The organism is Streptomyces sp. 2P-4 (assembly GCF_030167965.1).
Classification (GTDB): domain Bacteria; phylum Actinomycetota; class Actinomycetes; order Streptomycetales; family Streptomycetaceae; genus Streptomyces; species Streptomyces globosus_A.
On sequence record NZ_CP095011.1, the window covers coordinates 6,876,780 to 6,896,177 of the forward strand.

The following is a 19,398-nucleotide window of genomic DNA, read 5'->3' on the forward strand; positions in this document are numbered from 1 at the left end:
GTGCCCGCTCCTGACCACCTTGCAGCCGAACCCGACCGTTCCGGCCCCGCCCGGGGCGGCCCGGTCCTGGTGACCCACCACACACCCCCCTGCCTGGACTCCCGGCGACGGCCGTACGTAATCATTGATCATGCCGTCAGAGTCCCCCGCTCCCGAATCCCCGCTGATACGAAGCCTGCGCACCGCCGTGGCCGCGGCTCCCGAGGACGTGCCCCTGCGGTTGCACCTCGCCGACATGCTGCTCGCCGCGGGTCGGCACGACGCGGCAGTGGCGGAGGCAGCGGCCGCGTTGCAGCATGCGCCGGGGGACGCAGCGGCGCGGGAGCTCATGGTGCGGGCGATGGGGGTGCCCGCAACCCCTGCGCCCGTGCCCGCAGTTACGCCCGCCGCCGCGGCCACGCCCCCACCCGCGGAACCGGCCTCGTCCGCCGAAGCGCCCGCGCCCGCAGGGCCGCCGCCGGGGACCACCCCGGCGCCGGCAGACACCCCGGCCCCGGCCGCGCCCGCCACGTCCTCCACTCCCGAGGCCCCGTCCCCCCGCACCGGATTCGACTGGCGGGCCGCCGAGCAGGAGGTCGGCGGCATCGTCGAACCCCGCTTCGTCGAACCGCTCACCGCCGACGGCAGCGGCGACCCCGGGGACGCCGACGCCTGGGACGCGGCCGCTCCCGGCACCGTACGGCTCGCGGACGTCGGCGGCATGCAGGAGGTCAAGGACCGCCTCGAAGCCGCGTTCCTCGCACCGATGCGCAACCCCGAACTGCGCAGGCTGTACGGCAAGAGCCTGCGCGGCGGGCTCCTCCTCTACGGCCCGCCCGGCTGCGGCAAGACCTTCATCGCCCGAGCCGTCGCCGGCGAACTCGGCGCGAGCTTCCTGTCCGTGTCCCTCAACGACGTCCTCGACATGTGGATCGGCAACTCCGAACGCAACATGCACGAGGTCTTCGAGACCGCCCGCCGCCAGGCGCCCTGTGTCGTCTTCCTCGACGAACTGGACGCGCTCGGCGCCAAGCGCAGCCGCACGCAGCACAGCGGCATGCGCAACACCGTCAACCAGCTCCTCACCGAGCTCGACGGCATCGACTCCGCCGCCAACGAGGGCGTGTTCGTCCTCGCCGCCACCAACGTCCCCTGGGACGTGGACATCGCGCTCCGGCGCCCGGGACGCCTGGACCGCACCCTGCTCGTCCTGCCGCCCGACGCCGCCGCCCGCGAGGCGATCCTCCGGTACCACCTGCGCGACCGACCCATCGAGGCAGTCGACCTGGGACGTCTCGTCAAGGCCACGGACGGCCTCTCGGGCGCCGACCTGGCCCACGTGTGCGAGTCGGCGGCCGAGAGCGCCCTGCTCGACTCGGCACGCACCGGCGTGATCCGCATGATCGGAACGAAGGACCTCCTCGACGCGGCGAAGTCGGTGGCCCCGTCCACCGAACCGTGGTTCGCGGCGGCGCGGAACGTGGCGATGTTCGCCAACGAGGGCGGCATGTACGACGACCTGGTCGCGTACCTGAAGAAGAGGCGGAAGCTGTGAGCGTGAACCCGGTACTGGCGCGCGCCGGCGCGCTCCAGGCGGCGGACCGGTTCGAGGAGTCCAAGGCCGTGCTGGCCCCCCACCTCGCCGGGGAGCCGGACGACGACTGGGCCTGGCAACTGCTCGCCGTCGCCCACGAGAGACTGGGCGAGTACGAGCCCGCGGCGCGGGCGGCCACCGAGATGCTCCGGATCTCCCCCGGGCACGTCGGCGCGCTCATCCTGCTGTCGCGGGTGCTGCTCTGCCTGGGCAGGCAGCCCGAGGCGCGGGCCGCCGCCGAGGAAGCCGTCCGCAGGGCGCCCGACAAGTGGTCCTCCCACTACGCGCTGTCCGGCGTGCTCATCGCCCATGCGACGGCCCCGCCCGCCGATCACGAGCAGGCGTACGACGCGGCCCGCGAAGCCGTGCGCCTCGCCCCGCACGAGCCCGACGCCCACAAGGCCCTGTGCTTCGCGGCCGTACGCACGCAGCGCCAGGACGTCGCGAAGCAGGCCCTGGTCGAATGGCTGCGCCTCGACCCGTCCAACGAGACGGCACAGGCCATGTACACCGACGCGATGGCCAGCGGCCCGGACGTCACGGCCGCCCAGGCCGCGGAGATGTACTCCGCGGGCCTCGCGGGCGCCCCCCAGTCCGCGATGCTGCGCAGCGGACTCGACGAAGCCACGTACCGCCTGCTGCGGGGGACACGCTGGCTCGCGCTCGCCTGCCTGGCAGCTGCAGGAGTGATGATCGACCTCTTCGCCACGTCCAAGGACCCGACCCTGCGGGAGCTGCCCGTACCGCTCGGCAACCGTGTCTGGGTGCTGATGGTCATGGCCGCGGTCTGGGGCTTCGGCGCGCTGTTCCGCTACAGCCGGATGCGCAGGGGGGTGCAGCTCAACATCCGCTCCCTCGTCCGCCGCGGCCGCTGGTCCCGCATCGCCGTGGCACAGGCGGCGTGGACGATGCTCTGCGCCCTGCTGATATCCCAGGTCCCGTGGACCGACCGCAGCATGCCCGAGGCCCTGTTCTGGGCGGGCCTGGTCGTGCCTGTCTCGACCATGCTGTACGACCGCAGAAAGGCCGGCTGACCGCGTTTTGCCAAAACGGCAACGACAGTTGTCGCCCTTTGGGTGAAGGCCGCAGCCTGGGGGTCCGGCAGAGACCACCGAACACGGAGGCTGCACGATGACCACCCACGAGGACAGCGGGACCGCACGGGACTCCGGTCACCACACGCTGCACAGCCGCGTCCACCACATACGGTCCGGCGAGTCGGACGGCCCCGCCGCCATCAGCGGCGGCACGGTCGGCTCGAGGAAGCTCTGGATGGGCCTGGTGGAGAACCCGCCGCTGAGCGCGACGGACAACCACCACCACGGAGAGTCGGAGGCCGGGATCTACGTGGTGAGCGGTCGCCCGGTGTTCGTCTTCCACGACGGCACGCGGGAGGTACGGCTCGCGGGCAGCCCCGGCGACTTCTTCCTTGTCCCCCCGTTCGTCCCGCACCGCGAGGAGAACCCGGACCCCCACGAGCCCGCGGTCGTCGTGATCGCCCGGACCACTCAGGAGCCGATCAAGGTCTCCGTTCCCGAGCTGTACCGGCTCTGACCCCCGACGCCACCCGGCGTCGGCCGGCGACCTGCACGGACAGGACACTCAGCGGCAGAACAGCTCGCGCTTCCGTACCCTCGATACGTCGTCGACGTTGGGGGGCCGGTGGTGACGGGGCAGACGGTGCGGCTCGGTGCAGTGGAGCGGGTCCGCGTGAGGGTGAGCCGCCAGCCCGGCGCCACCCAAAGAACGCAACGCATCACCGGAGGCGCTGAGGCGATGCGCAGTCCGGCCCCCGGTGGGTGCTCCTCCCACGGGACGAGCACCCACCGGGGGCCGAGGCGTCAGCCGCCGAGCTTGTCCAGGTCGGTGGTCTCCTCGGCGCTCGGCGCGGTCACCGTGATGGGGGCGCTGAAGTCGCGGAACTCCACCCACCGCGGGTCCTTGCCGCCCTCCACGCTGTACTTCAGGAGGAACGGCTCGCCCTCGGCAGCCACATGGAAGGTGATGGTCTCACCGGCCGGGGTGGTCTTGGTCAGCACGACGGTCTTCTTGCCGCCGACCTCGGCGTTCGCGCCCTTGGCCAGGCCCGTCTTCTGCTTCTCGGCGGGCTTGGTCAGGTCGTCGGCGTCGCAGAAGTCGTCCTCGGCCGACTCCTCGGCGGGCACCTTCACCCAGCGGCCCTTGAGGATCTCGACCGCCGCCGCGCGCTGGGCCTTGGGCACGCCCTCCTCGCCGAGGACGGTCTCCCACAGCTTGGCGTCGCCCTTCATGTAGGCGGTGGTGCCCACCTGCCGTACGTTGGCGTTGGCGCCCTTCATGGTGGCCGTGCCGTCGCAGTCGCCGTTCGCGGCGATGGCGACGTCGAAGTCGGTCGGGGTCTTCTCGCCCTTCTCGATCGACGATCCCCTGGCCTTGAGCGAATCGGCCGCCTTGGTGGTGTCCAGGGCCTTGTCCGCGATCTGGTCCGGGGTCATACCTGCGAACGGCTCCGGGGCCGGCGACGCAGTGGCGGAGGCCGTGGCCTGCTCGGCGGACGGCACGGCCTTGCCGCCCGAGCAGCCGGTCACACCGATCGCTGCGGCGGCGCACATGGCGGCTGTGGCCAGAATCTTGCGGTTCGTCACCCTGTCACTCCGTGCTGTCCTGGTGACGGTGTGCGGTTTTCCCCGCCGTCACCCCTGATGTTGCCTACTCACGACCGTGATGATCAGGCAATGGATGTACGGCGGGGGTGTGATTCACGCCATGGCGAGACGCCTCGACAGCAGCGCGGCGCGGACGTACGGGGCACCGCATGCCCGCGGTGGACGCCGTCAGGGCCGTCCGGACACCTCCAGGTCATGCGTCCGGCGTCCCTGCGGCCCCGCGGCGGTGCGGCCGATGCCGTCCCGCCGGCCCCGTGCCGTGCGCAGCGGCCACCACATCCCCCGGCCCATCAGGACCGCGGCCGCCGGGACCAGCAGGAGCGACACGACGAAGGCGGACAGCAGGATTCCCAGAGCCATCGCGAAGCCCAGCTGGCGGGTGCCGGGGTCCGCGTTCACCGCAAGGCTGCCGAAGGAGGCCGCGAGGACCACGCCGGCCGTGGCGATGGCCGGCGCCGTGTGCCGTACGGCGCGGGCCACGGCGGCGCGGGCCGACCCCCCGCGGGCCATCTCCTCACGCAGACGGTCGCTGATCAGGATGTTGTAGTCGGTGGCCAGCGCCACCACGAACAGGAACAGCACCAGCGGCAGGACGAAGGTCACGCCCGGCTCGCCGCCGAGGTGCTGGAACACCAGCGCGGACGCGCCGAACGTCGCCGCGAAGCACAGCCCGACCGCGAGCATCAGCACCACCGGCGCCGCCAGGCTGCGCAGCAGCACCACCAGGATCAGCGCGATCAGCGCCGCCGCCACCGGGAACACGGTCCGCAGGTCCCGGTCGACCGCCGTCGCCACATCGGCGAAGACGGCGGCCGTACCGCCCACATGAGCGGTGAGCCCGGCGGGTGTCGCCTCCCGCACGGCTTGGCGCACCGGGCCCGCCACGAGGTCCCGGGCGCGCTCCGACCGGGCGTCCACCGTCAGGTAGGCGTCCAGCCGGGCGGCGGTGCGGTCGCCGTCGAACACGGGGGCGGCCACCTCGCCCACTCCGGCCACCTCCGACAGCGCCCGCTGCACCACTCCCACCTCCGCGGCATCCAGGACCCGGCCGCCGTCGGCGGTGACGTACACCGTCGTCGGGTCGGACACACCCGCCGGCAGGGCGCCGGCGATCTCCCGGGCCGTCGCGGCGGCCGCCGTCTCGCGGGGGGTGCCGCCGGTCCCGAAGTCCATGCGGACGCCCGCCACCCCGGCGGCCAGCGCGCCGAGGAGGGCCACCGACGCCGCGAGCACCAGCACCGGGCGGCGTGCCACCAACTCGCCGGTACGGCCCGCCGAGCCCGGCCGCCCGGCCGCCGCCAGGGTCTGCGACGGCCAGAACATCTTCCGGCCCGTCACCGCCAGCAGCGCCGGCATCAGGGTCAGACTCGCCGCCAGCATCACCAGCACCGACACCGCCACCGACGGCCCGAGCACCCGGAACTGCCCGAACGCCGCCACACCGAGCGTCGCGAACGCCGCCACGATCGTCAGCGCCGCCGAGGTCACCGCCGTGCCCACCCGCCCGGAGACGTCCGCAGCGACCACACGGTGGTCCTCCTCCGGGCGCAGCCGCAGCTCCTCGCGGAAGCGGAACAGCAGGAAGAGGAAGTAGTCGACGCCGATCCCGATCAGCACGGTACTGATCATGCCCGGGGTGCCCGGGTCGAGCTCGAAACCGGTCAGGAGGGCCGCCCCCACGACCGTGCCGACGGCGGCACCCCCCACCACGGACACGGCGAACAACGGGATGAACGCGGCCATGACGCTGCGGAACACCCACGCGTTGACCAGGACGATCAGCCCGACCACCAGCAGACCGACCACGGTCTGCGTGGTCTCCTCGGCGTCGGCGCGGTCCACCACGTCCGCCAGGCCCCCGGTGAAACCCGTACGCAGCCCCGCCGCGCCGAACTCCTGCTCCGCGCGGTCGTGGAAGACCCGGTACACGGACTGCATCCCGGGATCGGTGGAGTTGCCGCGCAGCCGTGCGCCGAGCAGCGCGAACGACCCGTCGGGAGCGGTCGTCATCAGTGCCACGCGGGGGACCTGGGAGTAGTCCTCGGAGATCCCGCGTATCTGCTTCTCCGTCCACGGCATCTCCAGGCGCGTGGCGTTCAGTTCACGCGCCACGCCCCCCACGCGCTTCCGGTCCGCGTCCTCCAGCGGCTTGCCGTCGCGCCGTGCCACCAGCACCGTCACCGCGTCGGCGTCGGGCTCCGCGCCGAACTCCTCCCGCGCGACCCGCAGCGCGGCGGCCGCGTCGTACTCCGCGGGAAGGAAACCCGCGCTGTCGGTGTGCGTCACGCGGAAGACGAGCGCCTGGCCCACGAGCGCCGCGAAGATGCCGAGCACCGCCCACACGACGATCACCCGCCACGGTCTGCGGGTCGAGAAACCGGTCAGGGAACGGATCACGGGGGAGTCCTCCAGGAAGGGCAGGGGCGAAGGGGCCGCGGAACCCTTGGCGTCCGGGGCGGCCCCCGTGCCGGGTCGTTCCGGCACGTGTCCAGCACACCAGCCGTGTCCGGCCCGCACCTCGGAGCCAGGGACGAGAAGCCCGCCGGGAGCACGGGCCCGCACCGTCCGGCCACTGGGAGCCTGCTCCCAGCGGCGGCTCCCTCCGGGGCCCGATGCCACGGCCCCGCCGCACCGGCACCATGGGAGACTGGGCGGACGAACCGCAGGTCATCGGGGCGCAGACGGCGACCCGGGCGGAAGCGCGGACGCACAGGGGGAGGCGGAGATGGGACGGCGCGCGGACGGAACGCGCCCCGGCCGGGCACCGGACCGGCCGGGCACCGGCGCGTCCGGCCCCGGGCTCCCGGACAACACGGCCGGGAAGCCCCCCGGCAGGGCCGGGACGGGGAGGAGCCGATGCGGAAGGACGGCACTGTGGAGCCGGCAGGACGGACTCGTCGCCGTCGGCGCCGCGGCCGTCGACCTGGTGGGCTTCACCGCGACCATCCAGATGGACCGGGGACACGTACCGCTGTCCGGATGCCTGATCACGGTCGCCGCCTCGTTGTTCCTGCTGGGGCGCCGCCGCGCGCCCCTGGCCGTCCTCGCGTGCGTCCTCGCGGCGAACACGGCGCTGACCTGGTCCAGTTCCGTGGGCCAGCACTACGGGGCCGCCACCGTCGTCGCCCTCTACACCGCCCTGCGCCACCACCGTGCCGCGGTCGGCGCCGCGGCCGCCGCCGGCTGCGTCGCGGTGCTCCACTTCGCCCGCCCGGGCGTGCCCGCGCCCTCCCTCGCGGACTTCGTCCCCAACGCCGCCTCCGCGCTGTTCGTGGCCGGTGCCGCAGCCGCGGTCGGCCGCTGGCAGCGCAACGCCCAGGCCCAGCGGCGGATGCTCGCCGAGCGGGCCGTCGCCGACGAACGGCGCCGCATCGCCCGGGAACTGCACGACATCGTCGCCCACCACCTGACCACGATGCAGCTCCTCGCCGGAGGCGCCCGCGCCAACCTCGACCGGTCCCCGGAGACGGCCCGCGAGGCACTCGTCACCCTGGAGGGCTCCGGCCGCACCGCCCTGCGCGAGATGCGCCACCTGCTCGACGTCCTGCGGGCCGGCGACGAGAGCGACGACGGCGAGACGACCGCGCCGCAGCCCGGCATCGGCGACCTCGACCGCATCGTCGCGGACAGCCGCTGCGCCGGCCTGCCCACCACCCTCACCACCGACGGCGACCCGCGGTCGCTCCCGCCGGGTGTCTCCCTCGCCGTCTTCCGCATCGTCCAGGAAGCGCTCACCAACGCCCGCAAGCATGCGGGCGACGGCGCGCACGTCGACGTGCGGCTCACCTTCGCCGTCCACGAGGTGCAGGTCACCGTCACCGACGACGGCCCGCGCCCCGGCCGGCCCGCCGCACGCGGATCCGGCTACGGGCTCATGGGCATGCGCGAACGCGTCGCCCTCCACGGCGGCACCCTGCGGGCCGGACCGGAGGACGGGGGGTTCGCCGTCCGCGCCCGTCTGCCCCTGCCCGCCGACCGTCAGGAGGCGTACGCGTGAGCGCGACCGTGAAGGTCCTCATCGCCGACGACCAGCCGCTCGTCCGCCGCGGCCTCGCCCTGATGCTCGCCCCCGAGCCCGGCTTCCAGGTCGTCGCCGAGGCCGCGGACGGCGCCGAGGCGGTCCGCCTCGCCCACGAGCACCGGCCCGACGTGGTCGTCATGGACATCCGCATGCCGGTCCTGGACGGCATCGCGGCCACCGGGCGGCTCGCCGCCGAACTGCCGGACTGCCGGGTCCTGGCCCTGAGCACCTTCGACATGGACGAACACGTCGTGGGCGCACTGCGGGCCGGCGCGTGCGGCTTCCTGCCGAAGGACATCTCGCCCGAGGACCTCGTCGCCGCCCTGCGCGTGGTCCGCGACGGCGAGGCGATCCTCGCCCCGAGGCTCCTGACCCGGCTCATCTCCACGCACGTCACGGCCCCCGACCGCCGGGAGGCGTCGCCCGCCGTGCCGTCAGCCGCCGAAGGGCTGACGCCGCGTGAACGGGACGTGTGGCGGCTGATCGCCGGCGGCTCGGACAACGCGGAGATAGCCGACCGGCTCGGGCTGAGCACCTCCACCGTGAAGAACCACATCACCGCCCTCTTCGCCAAGCTCCGGGTCCGCGACCGCGCCCAGGCGGTCATCGCCGCATACGAGACGGGCCTGGTCACGGCACGGCGGGAGCCGTAGAGCCCGCCGGACTCCCCGGCGGGCTCCACGCCCGTGTCAGCCCGCGGCCCGGCGCCTGCCCCGCGGGCGGCGCGCGTACGGCAGGAGCCGCGGCCGGCGTTTGGCGGCCAGGTCCTCCACCCAGCCGAAGGCCAGCACGAGCAGACCGGCGAGCGGGAGCGCCACCAGCAGCGTGAACCACTGGCTGGACAGCAGCCACTGGAAGTGCGCGTAGACGAAGGGCACGCTCCAGAGCGGGTCGATCAGCGGGATGGCGGCCACCAGGGCGACCTGGTGCCAGAGGTAGAAGCTGACGGCGCGTGCGTTGAGCAGGCCGATGAGGCCGTTCCAGCGCTCCAGCGGCCTGGGCCACCGCTCCCACGAGGGGCTGACGTGGAGCAGGATCGCGACGAAGCCGAAGGACCACAGGGCCTGGGCGATCGGCCAGGACTCGATGTCGGTGGCCACGGTCGGGTCGACCGGGCGGGTCTGCAAATACCACAGGCCGGCCACCATGACCAGTGGCGCGAGGGACGGCAGCACGTACTGCGGGATCTTCCTGAGCAGCCCCTCCCGGTGGGCCATGCCGAGGATCCAGCAGGCGCCGAAGGTGGCGAAGTCGTTGGCGTTCTCCCAGACCCGGCCGTAGAGGAACTCCTGGTCGAGGAGGAAGGCGTTCATGACGGTCACCATCGCCAGGGGGGAGCACAGCGTCGCCACCGGAAAGCGCCGCAGCGCCCGCAGCAGCAGCGGCGAGAGCAGCACGTACCAGAGGTAGGCCCGCAGGTACCAGAGCGGGACGATGACCTGCGCGGCCCAGGTGGGTTCCACGAACGGGAAACCCGACAGCTCGTCCGCGTACGGCGGGGTGCTCAGCGGCAGGAGCCAGAAGGCCAGCTTGGACCACCACCAGGCGGGGTGCCCGTCGGACTGCGGGTTCCAGCCGGCGTGGATCTGGAGGGCGATCAGGACGGCGCCGAACAGCCACATCGGCGGCAGCAGCCGCCGCAGCCGGCCGCGGATCACGCCGAGGGCGGGACGGCTGAGGGAGCGGGCCATCAGCGAGCCGGCCAGGGCGAACATGACCCCCATCGACGGGAAGACGAGGGGCAGCCAGAACCAGCCGAAGTTGTGGTAGAGCACGACGCGGCCCAGCGCGAGCGCGCGCAGCAGGTCGAAGTAGCGGTCCCGGCCACCCGTGCGCGCGGACGCCTCCGAGACCCGGGGCTCCGGCTCCGGCTCCGGCTGCGGTTCCGGCTCGGCCCGCAGGCCGGCCGGGATCCTCAGCCGCAGGGTGTCTGCGGTCCGGCCGAGTTCGGCGGATGCGGTCACGGTCAGGCCTCCACCGGTGCGGCGACCTCGCCGGTGCGCCGGAGCTTCTGCCAGCGCAGCCGGCCACCGGTCACCGCCGTGATCGCGGACTGCAGCAGGACGATGTACATCAGCTGCCGGTAGACCAGCTGCTGGATCGGCAGGCTGATCAGATGCCAGGGCTTCTCGCCGTCGAGCCGGAAGGCGTACCAGGACAGTGCGGCCTGCAGGAGGATGAAGCCGCCCCAGCTGGTGAGGGTGATCGGGGCGTCCCCGAACAGCACGCCGTACAGCAGGAACAGGTCGACGAGCGGCGCCAGCAGCGGGGCGACCACACCGAACATCACGACGAGCGGCAGCCCGAGCCGGCCGAAACGGCCCGCCGGCCCGCGGGAGGTCACCGCGCCGCGGTGCTTCCACATCGCCTGCATGCTGCCGTAGCTCCAGCGGTACCGCTGGGACCAGAGCTGCTGGAGGCTGGCCGGAGCCTCGGTCCAGGCCCGGGCGCGCTCGGCGTAGACGATCCGCCAGCCGTCGCAGAGCACCGCGATGGTGATGTCGGTGTCCTCGGCGAGGGTGTCGTCGCTCATCCCGCCGACGCGCCGCAGCGCCTCCTTGCGGAAGGCTCCGACCGCGCCCGGGATGGTCGGGATGACGCCCAGCATGTCGTACATGCGGCGGTCCAGGTTGTGGCCGAGGACGTACTCGATGTGCTGCCAGGCGCCGATCAGGCTGTCGCGGTTGCCGACCTTGGCGTTGCCCGCGACCGCGCCGATCGCAGGGTCACCGAAGGGCTGGACCAGCTCCCTCACCGTGGACGGCTCGAAGACGGTGTCCCCGTCCATCATCACGACGAGATCGTACGAGGCGGCGGCGATACCGGTGTTGAGCGCGCTCGACTTGCCGCCGTTGGCCTGGCGGACCAGCCGGACGAACGGCAGGGCCATCTCCTCGACGATGTCCGCGGTGCCGTCCGTGGAGCCGTCGTCGATGACGATCACCTCGATCGGATGGTCACTGGCGGCCAGGGACCGGAGCGTGTTGGCTATGCACTCGCGCTCGTTGTAGGCGGGGACGAGCACGGTGACCGGCTCGGTGACCGGCGGCCCCCACGCGTTGCCGCGTCTGGAGCGGCGGGCGTGGAGCGGAGCGAGGACGAGCATCAGCGCGAACCGCCCGAAGTTGAGGAAGCCGACGACGGCCAGCAGCCCGACGAGCACCGGCAGGGTGAGCACGGCGACCCCGGTGGCCCAGACGAATCCCTTGCCCGCCCACAGCTGGAATCCGTGCACCGGCACGGTGGCGCTGGAGGCGCCGAGCGCCTCGGAGACGGTCGTGAAGCGGTAGCCCTGTGCCTGGAGCCTGTCGATGATCTGCACGAGCGCGGCGAGGGTCTGGGAGCGGTCGCCGCCCGCGTCGTGCAGCAGGATCAGCGCGCCCGCACCGGGCTTGGCCGGCATCGCCGCCTTGACGATCGAGTCGACTCCGGGGCGCTTCCAGTCGTCGGTGTCGCGGTCGATGAACGCGGTGAGGTAGCCGCGCGCGCCCACGTACTTGATCACCGGGTAGTTCCAGTCGTCCATCGCGGTGGCGTCGGAGGAGTACGGCGGGCGGAACAACGCGCTGTGGACGCCCGCGACGCCGGCCAGCGCCAGCTGCGTCTGCGCCAGCTCCCAGCTGATCCGCGCGTGGGACTGGTACACCAGGTCGGGGTGGGTGAAGGTGTGCACCCCGAGTTCGTGGCCGTCCGCGACGATCTGCCGGATCAGCTCCGGGTGGCGCGTGGCCATCGCACCGGTCACGAAGAAGTCCGCACGGACGTCGCGGGCCGCGAGTACCTCGAGGATCTTCGGAGTCCACTCCGGGGACGGGCCGTCGTCGAAGCTCAGGACCGCCGTGCGGTCGGGAATGCGGTAGCTGACGGGGTGCTCGTTCCTGTCGCCGCGCGCATCGATGACCGGACCGCCCTTGAGCAGGTGGTCCGGCACGGTCGTCTTGTCGACCGAGACCGCGATCCGGGAGTCGTGGAACGCCTCGTTCGTGGCGAGGCCGCGCAGGACGAGAAGGGCGAGGAGGCAGGCGAGCAGGGACAGCGGCATGACGAAGCGCAGTGGCGGCGCGGCCAGTCGGCGCGGCCTGAGCAGGGACTGCCGGCGGCGCTGGTGGCGGGACAAGGGCGCTCCAGGAGACGGTGGTGCGGGTGATCAGGGTTGTTGCGTCGGCCGGCCCGGAGGCTTCGCCCCGCGCGGCGTGGCGTTCGCCGGTCTCGGCGGGGCGTCGGCCGTTCTCGAAGCGGCGGCGGTCTTCGGCGGGGCGCCGGAGGCACTCGCCCGCGGCGTCGCGGACCGCATGGCCGCCCGTGGCGACGCCGCCGAGGACGGCGCGGGCGCCCGGGCCTGCGTCACGGAGGGCGCGGGCGCAGGCGCGGCCGGGCGGGAGGGCTGCACTGGTACGACCATCGCCGGGGCGTCCGCCTGCACACCGATCAGGCTGCTGCCCATGGCCACGGCCAGAACGGCGCCGACGATGGACACCGGCCAGCCGAAGCCCCGCAGCACGCGGCCGCGCAGCCCGGACTGGTCGACGAACACGGGTGCCGGAACGGGCTCCCCGGAGGCCGACTCGGGCATTCCGGGCTCCGCCAGGTGTGCCGATTGCACGGGCATGATGGCTGGGCGCACCTTGCGAGGCCTTTCATTGCAGGGTACGTAGACCGCGGGATCGCAGGGCGAACGCTAGTCCACCCTCCCGAGCCGCCTTCACCCGCATGTCCGCATTTACCCTGATCCATCCACGGGCCGTGACCGTATCGAAACGGAATTCGTCGTACCGGTTAGCGTGGCTGCGCGCCGTAGGATGACGCCTCGGAGGATCGACAGCTGATCCCTACGCAGAGGGCGTGTCCAGGTACCGCCTCTTCCCACGCCCCGAGGAGCCCGTGTGAGCCAGTCCCGCCGCACCCATCGCCGCCGTGTGCGGAGGGCGCTCGTGCTGCCCGCTCTCCTGTGCATGCTCGCCGCGTGTTCCGGCGGCCCCGGCGACGACGCCGCCGCACCCGCCGCGAGCGCCTCGCCGACCCCGTCCGGACCGCCGGGGACCCTGTTCGACACCTTCCACTACAGCGGCCCCGACGACCCCGCTCTCGCAGCCCACGGCTGGGAGGTCCGTACCGGCGGCGGCGGCCCCGGCATCAAGGGCACCTGGTCCACCGCCGGCGTCGCCTTCCCCTCCGACGCGACCGCCCAGGGAGGCAGGGCACTGCGGCTGCAGTCCTCCACCGACGGCACCGAGCAGGGCACCCGCCAGGTCGAGATCCAGGGCACGGGCAAGAACCTCTTCACGGGAACCTTCGCCGCCCGGGTCCACTTCAGTGACAAGCCGACGAGCGGCCGCAACGGTGACCACGTCGTCCAGACCTTCTTCCCGATCTCCCCCTCGGACGCCTCGGACAACTACAGCGAACTCGACTTCGAGTACCTGCCGAACGGCGGCTGGGGTTCGGCCGGCCCCCGACTCGACAACGTCAGCTGGCACAAGGCCGACCCGCCGGACCGGGTCAGCCACACCCTCAAGCAGCGCATCGAGGGCTGGCACACCCTGATGGTCACCGCAATGAACGGGAAGGTCACCTACTCCATGGACGGCAAGGAGCTGTTCACCAGCTCCGGCAAGTACGTCCCGCGCGAGAAGATGGACATCCACTTCAGCAGCTGGTTCATCGACCTGCCTTTCACCGGGGCCCCGCGCACCTGGGACATGAAGGTCAACTGGGTCTACTACAAGGCCGACGAGGCCGTCCCGCACGCGGACGTCCAGAAGACGGTGGACGGCTTCTACAACACGGGCACCACCTACGTGAACACCGTCCCGAAGCCCTGACGCCCGCCCCCGCGGCGGCATGGGGTCGCCGCGCACGAGACGGGCGCGGCGACGCGCCGCCGGCAGCGCGAGCCCGCAGCGGGCTGGGGACTCGTCCGATCCACGTCCGAGTCCTGGGACATCTCGCTGCGAGCGCCGCTCCGGCTCAGCCCAGGGTGAAGAGGAAGTTCGCCGAGTTGTAGTAGTTGGGGAGCTGTACCAGTGCCGAGCCACGGCGCGGAGGATCTCCCTTCGGCCAGTTCTGCGGGCCCAGCAGGTGGGCCGCGTAGTCGCTCTGCGGTACCGGCGGCACCAGCCAGAGCCGGAAGGCGCCGGAACCTCCGGCAGGCTCGGGCTTCCAGAGCTGCGTTGCACCGCCGGTGCCGGAGCAGCAGGGGCGCAGGGTGACATCGACGACGTTCCCGCCGGCGGTGGTTCCGTCGAGGCAGGTGCCGGCGCCGGTGTTCCGGAACCGGTACGTGTCCCGGCCGGCCGGGAGGCGCTGCCACCGCTGGGAGGCGTCACCGGTGCACGGCTGGAGCTGCAGCGGTCCCTCGTGGCCGGTGCCTGCCAAGCCGACGCACAGCCCCGAGCCGGCATGGACCAGGGGCAGGCCGGGGGCGGGGCTCGGCGAGGGCGGCGCGGAGGACGGCCTCGGGCTGGCGGAGGCCGACGGGGCCACGGCCGACAGGGGGACGCCGATGGACAGGATCGACGACTCCGCGTCAGCCCGGGGCGGAAGCGGGTGGGGGTCCGGCTCCTCGCCCCGGTGCTGGATCCCTTCCGCGGGCGGCGATGCGGCTCCCTCGGGCCGGCCGTCGGCCGGCAGCAGGACGAACGCGGCCAGCGCCGTGCCCGCGACGGCCGCCGCCGTCCACTTCGCAGCTCCGAACCGCGCCGCAGGCTCGAACCCGAGCATCTTGCCCGCCGCCAGGCCGTGCCCGCCGTGCGCGCCGCCGGACAGCGCCCAGGAAGCGGGGTGCCACAGCAGGATGCCGGCCGGCAGCAGCGCGCCCAGCCGGCTGTTGACGGCTCGTAGGTCACGCTCGGCCCGGCGACAGGCGTCGCACGCCCGCAGGTGCCGCCCCAGGTCACGGGTGACGCGCTTGCCGGGTCTGCGGAGGGCGGCGGCGAGCAGGCCGCCGTAGTGCCGACACTCGTCGCTTGCGCTCTGGTCCAGGTGAGCGCGCAGATACGCCTCGCGCAGGCCCTCCCGGGCGCGTGCCGCCAGGGAACCGACGCCCCCTGCCGAAATCCCGAGGCGCCGGGCGGTCTCGGCCGAGGGCTCACCTTCGACGACCACGTGCCACAGCACTGCTTGCCAGCGCTCAGGCAGCGACCGGTACGCCCGCAGGACCAGCGATCCCTCCTCCGCCGACAGCGCGGCGCCCTCGACGTCCTGATCGCCCGGCAGGCCTCCCGCCCACGCGTCGAAGTCGTCCGACAGCTGAGTGCGGGCCCCGCTGCGTGCCCAGTCGGTCGCCACCCGGCGCACGCAGGTCAGCAGGTACGGCCGCCACGCGTACTCGGGGCCGGCCCCCCAGGCGACCGCCCGGTAGGTGCGGGCGAACGCCTCGGCCGCGAGGTCACTGGCGGTGGCCAGGTCCCGGCAGCAGGTGCGGGCGTAGGCGAGTACGGCGTCGTGGTGACGGGCGAACACCTCGCCCATCACGTCGCCGAGACCGGCGTCCGACTCCGGATCGCGCTCCCGCAGCAGCGCGCAGAGCTGCGCATCGCTCAGGGCGTTGAGGTCCTGCCGACGGGCAGTTCCCGAAGTGCTCAACCTTGCTCCTGTTGCTTGCTGATGGCCGGCACGGCTGATGCCGGGCAGACGGGCAGGGGGTGGGGTGCGACGCTGCGCCCGGCCGGAATTCGCGCAAGTGTGCACGCTCCCAGGGCCTGTAGGCAACCGGCCCCACCGCCCCGGACCTGCCCTGACACGACCTCGGTAAAGCCCTGGCAAAGCCACGGGACCACACCCCGCCCGCGCTGTCTCGTACGCACCGACACCCTGTCAGGAGGCGCGAAATGCAGTACCCCCGGGACACGTTCACCACTCTCGGCACTGCCGGGACGCCGGCCCGGCACAGCCTCGCCGTCCCGCGCACCGCGGGGCCTGCCCCGCCCGCCTACTGGCGGTGCCCCTTGCCGTCGGCGGCCACGGCGCCCACTTACCGCATCCACCCGTGGAGGCGTGGTCAGCCGACCGGTAGGCGCCCTGTGTGGTGCCACCGCTTCTGGCCTGCGGCCTTCGGACGGGCCAGAGCGGCTGCTTGCTCCGGATCGAGGCCCTGCTGCCCCGCCACCCGCCGGTTTCCGGCGCGGACGCTGTCCTGCTGCACGGTGCCTGCTCCGACCCCGGCGAGAGGCGCGCCCCACACCGCCTCGATCCGGTCGGCGGGCACGGTGCACCACCGTCCTCGCGCGGGCCATTCCACACCGTCCGCCTCGGCCTTGGGCGGCTGGAGCGGCCTCCCGGCCGTGCACAGCCGGCGGTCCAAGGGCAGCCAAGTGCGGTGTGCCCTGACCGACTCCGAGTCGGCGTCCTGCCACGTAACGTTCGACCCTCAGCCGTCAGGCCTCCTGCTCCGGCTCCTCCGCGAGTACGTCCTTGAGGGGACGTCCAGAGGTGCGCAGCACGTCGTGGACGGCCGAGCGCTGCACGGCGGGCTGGTCCGGCCGGCGCGTTCTGCCGGTGGCCGCAGCCGGCCGCGTGCCGGTGCTGCTCCTGGGCCCACGGGTGACCCGCCTGGCGCAGGAGCTGGACCAGCGCCGTGTTCCCGGCGGTGCGCTGGATGTCGAGGGCATCGGTCGGGGCGAGAGGGGCTCGCAGGGGACGCCGTTCCGTGGGTCAGGGGTTCCACTCCACAACACCGCTTCGCACAGGCCGGAGGAATGCCTCGGCGGACAGGAGGAAGGGCAGCGATCGCTGCCCGAGCGCCCCGGGTCAGGCCGCGACCGCCCTCGACTCCCCGTTCGTACGCCTGTTCGTCTGCGTCCTGGTGCGCGACCGATCCCGGCATGGCTTCGCCGCCTTCGTCCTGGCCGTTCTCATGACCGGCCTGGGATTCCTGACTGTCGTCTGCCGCATGTGGTATCCGTGATCGGCGGCCGTACAGGAGGGTGGCAGCGGCGCCTCGCAGGGTCCTCTCGTGTGCAGCCGGTCGAGCCTGGACGGATACTGGTGTTCCATCGCCGCACTGCCTCCATGTGGCTCGGCGTGCCGGGGGCGTGGAGGGTGCCCGAAGGATGCTGCCGTCGTCGAGGGCAGCGCACTCGCCGTCGACCCCGCCGTTCGGGAGCGGCGTGCGACCACCCCGCCCCGCAGGAGGAGCCATGGCAGGCAGGGCAGCGAAGCGCACGGTCTACCACATCACGCCGGCAGGGGGAGACGCCGACATGCCGTGGCAGGTGGAGCGCAGGGAAGGCCGCCGTGAGGTCAGCGAGCCGCACCGCACCCAGAAGGAGGCGATCGATGCGGCCCGCCGGCAGGCGGAGGACCACAAGCCGGCCCAGGTTGTCGTTCACGGCCGCGACGGACGCATTCGCACGGAGTACACGTACGGTGACGATCCCCGCCGGTTCCCCGGATGAGTATGTAGGCGGCAGCCGTCCGGGCCGCCCGTGGCGCGGCCTGCTGGTCGACGATCCGCACACACCGCGCGCGATCCGAGGCGCACAGCGGCGACGGAAGGCGGGCACCTCATACTCCGTCCGGCTCAGGGCCGGGCTGCGGGCGGGCGTGGGATGCGGCCCGGGTGTGGATGTACAGGTCCTGGCGGCCGGGGGGAGTGGCGCTGCGCCTGGGTAGCGGCAGCTCGTACCGTACGTGCCTGCGGTGCTCGGCCATCTGCCGCTCCACGTTGTAGACGCTGCCGAACTTCCACAGCATGCGCGCAAAGTTCGTCTGGCCGCGCACGAGGTTGCGGCCCAGCACGCTCATGGCGCCGACGGCGTTGCGCAGCCCCAGGTGCTTGCGGTTGAGGACGGCCTGGGTGCGTACCAGCTCGCGGTAGAACTCCTCCAGCGGGAGTGCGGTCGGCACGACGGCGTGCTGGATGTCGAAGAGGCGGTAGTCGCGGGTGGTCAGCTGACGGGCCTCGGTGTGCCAGATCTCGGTGCCCGGGTACGGCGTCATCACGGTCAGGTGCACGATCTCCGGAACGGACAGGGCGAACTCGCGCACGAGACGGAAGCGTTCCGCGTCCCATGCCGGGTCGACGATGAGGTTGATGGCCACCATGATCCCCAGCCGCCGGGCCGTCTCCAGGGCCTTGAAATTGTCGTCCGGGCTCACCCGCTTGCGGTAGAGGTCCAGCCCCTCGGCGTCCAGCGCCTCCATGCCGAGAAACATGTAGCGCAGGCCGAGTCGCGTCCAACGCGCGAAGACCTCCTCGTTGCGCAGCAGGACGTCGCTGCGGGTCTCCAGGTAGTACTGCTTGCGGATGCGACGGCGTTCCAGCTCGGCGGCGATGCCGTCGCCCTGCTCGGGGCGGATGAAGGCCACATCGTCGACGATGAAGACGTTCGGCTCCCGGATGGACGCCATCTCGTCCGCGGCCGCCTCCGGGGACGTCTTGCGGTAACTGCGTCCGTAGAAGGTCCAGGCGGAGCAGAAGGAGCAGTCCCATGGACAGCCCCGGGTGAACTCGATCGACGCGCACGGATCCAGCTCCCCGATGAAGTACCGGTTGCGCCTGCGCATCAGGTCGCGGGCGGGCCGGGGGCGGTCCAAACTGTCCAGGAGCTTCGGGGTCGGCCCCCGGCCCTCCGCGCACACGATGCCGGGGACGTCCTTGAGACCTCCGTCGCGCACCGCCGTCAGCAGCGGCTCGACGGCCGGCTCTCCTTCGCCGCGTACGATCGCGTCGACCGCCCCCTCTGCCTGCTCCAGGACGTGCTCGGCGATGAACGAGATGCTGTGGCCCCCCAGGAAGACGAAGCACCCCGGCGAGGCAGCCTTGGCGTGGTGGGCGATCTCGATCGCCTCGGGGATGTTGGCCAGGTAGTTCAGTGAGATGCCGAGGGCCTCCGGTGCGAACGACGCGAGCTCCCGGTCGAGCAAGCCGCGCTTGAGCACCTGCAGGTCGACGACGCGCACCTCATGCCCGGCATCCCGCGCCGCCGCGGCCACCCGTTCCAGCCCCAGGGGCTCGAGTCGCAGGAAGATCTCCGAGTACATCAAGGCGCTCGGGTGAACCAGCATCACACGCATCGCGATCTCCAGCCGACAGGGCACCGGGCAGCTACGTGAACCATTTCTTCACCCTCACTCCGTCTTCCTGCCGGAGCCACGCCGGGGCCAAGGGCAAGGCAAGCCCAGCCGCCTGCTCCCTCCGAGTCTTCCGTTGCTGCTCA

The 19,398-nt window shown here is 72.7% G+C and carries 14 protein-coding genes; 7 read left to right on the forward strand and 7 right to left on the reverse strand.

The genetic code is table 11. The features are described from left to right. Window positions 1–130 precede the first annotated feature (130 nt). From MUK52_RS30810 to MUK52_RS30820, 3 genes are all read left to right on the forward strand, one after another. Window positions 131–1,534: a tetratricopeptide repeat protein gene (locus MUK52_RS30810; RefSeq protein WP_284581593.1), complete on the forward strand. Its 1,404-nt coding sequence runs from the start codon at window positions 131–133 to the stop codon at window positions 1,532–1,534. Beyond that, complete coding sequence (locus MUK52_RS30815) at window positions 1,531–2,607, forward strand: tetratricopeptide repeat protein (protein WP_284581595.1); 1,077 nt, start codon at window positions 1,531–1,533, stop codon at window positions 2,605–2,607. Before MUK52_RS30810 ends, MUK52_RS30815 begins: the two co-directional genes overlap by 4 nt. Before the next feature lie 97 nt (window positions 2,608–2,704). After that, on the forward strand, window positions 2,705–3,127 hold the full coding sequence (locus MUK52_RS30820) for a cupin domain-containing protein (protein ID WP_284581596.1): 423 nt from the start codon (window positions 2,705–2,707) through the stop codon (window positions 3,125–3,127). A gap of 287 nt (window positions 3,128–3,414) precedes the next feature. Here MUK52_RS30820 and MUK52_RS30825 read toward each other — a convergent pair whose 3' ends face one another. Together MUK52_RS30825 and MUK52_RS30830 are read right to left on the reverse strand one after the other, a co-directional pair. Further along, window positions 3,415–4,197 (reverse strand): hypothetical protein, encoded by a 783-nt coding sequence (locus tag MUK52_RS30825; protein WP_284581597.1) that lies wholly within the window; start codon window positions 4,195–4,197, stop codon window positions 3,415–3,417. 189 nt (window positions 4,198–4,386) lie between these two features. Continuing rightward, a complete protein-coding gene (locus MUK52_RS30830; protein ID WP_284581598.1) occupies window positions 4,387–6,615 on the reverse strand; it encodes an MMPL family transporter in 2,229 nt (742 codons plus the stop codon). A 328-nt stretch (window positions 6,616–6,943) separates the two neighbouring features. Here MUK52_RS30830 and MUK52_RS30835 point away from each other — a divergent pair, with 328 nt between their 5' ends. Next, complete coding sequence (locus MUK52_RS30835) at window positions 6,944–8,215, forward strand: sensor histidine kinase (RefSeq protein WP_284581599.1); 1,272 nt, start codon at window positions 6,944–6,946, stop codon at window positions 8,213–8,215. Continuing rightward, complete coding sequence (locus MUK52_RS30840) at window positions 8,212–8,892, forward strand: response regulator (RefSeq protein WP_284581600.1); 681 nt, start codon at window positions 8,212–8,214, stop codon at window positions 8,890–8,892. Before MUK52_RS30835 ends, MUK52_RS30840 begins: the two co-directional genes overlap by 4 nt. 36 nt (window positions 8,893–8,928) lie before the next feature. Here the strand turns inward: MUK52_RS30840 and MUK52_RS30845 are convergent, their stop codons facing one another. From MUK52_RS30845 to MUK52_RS30855, 3 genes are all read right to left on the reverse strand, one after another. After that, window positions 8,929–10,203 (reverse strand): acyltransferase family protein, encoded by a 1,275-nt coding sequence (locus MUK52_RS30845; protein WP_284581601.1) that lies wholly within the window; start codon window positions 10,201–10,203, stop codon window positions 8,929–8,931. Window positions 10,204–10,205: 2 nt separating this feature from the next. Beyond that, entirely contained in the window at window positions 10,206–12,293 is a 2,088-nt protein-coding gene (locus MUK52_RS30850) for a bifunctional polysaccharide deacetylase/glycosyltransferase family 2 protein (RefSeq protein ID WP_502963639.1), read from the reverse strand. A 93-nt stretch (window positions 12,294–12,386) separates the two neighbouring features. Continuing rightward, window positions 12,387–12,848 (reverse strand): hypothetical protein, encoded by a 462-nt coding sequence (locus MUK52_RS30855; protein WP_284581602.1) that lies wholly within the window; start codon window positions 12,846–12,848, stop codon window positions 12,387–12,389. A gap of 274 nt (window positions 12,849–13,122) precedes the next feature. On the opposite strand from MUK52_RS30855, the gene MUK52_RS30860 reads away from it, so the two are divergent. After that, on the forward strand, window positions 13,123–14,061 hold the full coding sequence (locus MUK52_RS30860) for a glycoside hydrolase family 16 protein (RefSeq protein WP_284581603.1): 939 nt from the start codon (window positions 13,123–13,125) through the stop codon (window positions 14,059–14,061). 145 nt (window positions 14,062–14,206) lie between these two features. On the opposite strand, the gene MUK52_RS30865 is transcribed toward MUK52_RS30860, so the two are convergent. Continuing rightward, on the reverse strand, window positions 14,207–15,823 hold the full coding sequence (locus tag MUK52_RS30865) for a sigma-70 family RNA polymerase sigma factor (protein ID WP_284581604.1): 1,617 nt from the start codon (window positions 15,821–15,823) through the stop codon (window positions 14,207–14,209). A 1,553-nt stretch (window positions 15,824–17,376) separates the two neighbouring features. Between MUK52_RS30865 and MUK52_RS30870 the strand changes: the two genes are divergently transcribed. Continuing rightward, window positions 17,377–17,634 carry a DUF2188 domain-containing protein gene (locus MUK52_RS30870; RefSeq protein WP_284581605.1) on the forward strand — a complete coding sequence of 86 codons (258 nt, stop codon included), beginning with the start codon at window positions 17,377–17,379 and terminating at the stop codon, window positions 17,632–17,634. A gap of 109 nt (window positions 17,635–17,743) precedes the next feature. Here MUK52_RS30870 and hpnR read toward each other — a convergent pair whose 3' ends face one another. Further along, complete coding sequence (gene hpnR / locus MUK52_RS30875; RefSeq protein WP_284581606.1) at window positions 17,744–19,255, reverse strand: hopanoid C-3 methylase HpnR; 1,512 nt, start codon at window positions 19,253–19,255, stop codon at window positions 17,744–17,746. Window positions 19,256–19,398: the final 143 nt, after the last annotated feature.

Bases quoted from the DNA above. Each gene is read 5' to 3' on its own strand.
- MUK52_RS30835 (WP_284581599.1), top strand. From the start codon at position 6,944: ATGGGACGGCGCGCGGACGGAACGCGCCCCGGCCGGGCACCGGACCGG.
- MUK52_RS30855 (WP_284581602.1), bottom strand. From the start codon at position 12,848: ATGCCCGTGCAATCGGCACACCTGGCGGAGCCCGGAATGCCCGAGTCG.
- hpnR (WP_284581606.1), bottom strand. From the start codon at position 19,255: ATGCGTGTGATGCTGGTTCACCCGAGCGCCTTGATGTACTCGGAGATC.
- MUK52_RS30870 (WP_284581605.1), top strand. From the start codon at position 17,377: ATGGCAGGCAGGGCAGCGAAGCGCACGGTCTACCACATCACGCCGGCA.
- MUK52_RS30810 (WP_284581593.1), top strand. From the start codon at position 131: ATGCCGTCAGAGTCCCCCGCTCCCGAATCCCCGCTGATACGAAGCCTG.
- MUK52_RS30820 (WP_284581596.1), top strand. From the start codon at position 2,705: ATGACCACCCACGAGGACAGCGGGACCGCACGGGACTCCGGTCACCAC.